The sequence below is a fragment of the Roseateles sp. AC306 genome, from assembly GCF_979253795.1.
This window is the reverse complement of the sequence record NZ_CEEDEB010000054.1, coordinates 1-404: the sequence shown is the minus strand read 5'-3', so window position 1 is coordinate 404 and position 404 is coordinate 1. Positions and strand designations below refer to the sequence as shown.

At 68.6% G+C, this 404-nt stretch carries 1 pseudogene; it reads right to left on the bottom strand.

The features are described 5' to 3' along the window. Positions 1 to 404: pseudogene (locus tag AC0IZJ_RS28365) on the bottom strand (hypothetical protein); the annotation flags it as partial.

Below are 404 nucleotides of genomic sequence, written 5' to 3'. Positions count from 1 at the left end.
AGGGCCACGAACAGCCCGCCGCAGGCGCCGCCCAGCGACATGCACAGGTAGAAGTCGGTGAGGTGGCGATGCTCGCGAGGCCTGGCGCGTACCAGTTCTCCGTGGCACAGCAGGCAGATCAGGAACATGACTGCGAAATGGCTCCAGCGCAGTTCGGTCAAGCCGATGTCCCAGTCCAGCCCGAGCCAGCCGGCCAGGTCGCCGCTGGCCGCCAGGAGGAGCACCGCCACCAGGCAGGCCAGCGCCACCGGCCGGCGGCGGTACCAGCGCTCATGGTCGAAGCAGATGATGAAGGTCAGCAGGTACAGGCTCAGTGTGGTGATCCAGAGGCGCGGCTCGGGCGCGATGTCGTGGCTCACGCGGTCGGTGGTGGCCACGAAGGCCAGCGAAGCCAGCGCCGGCAA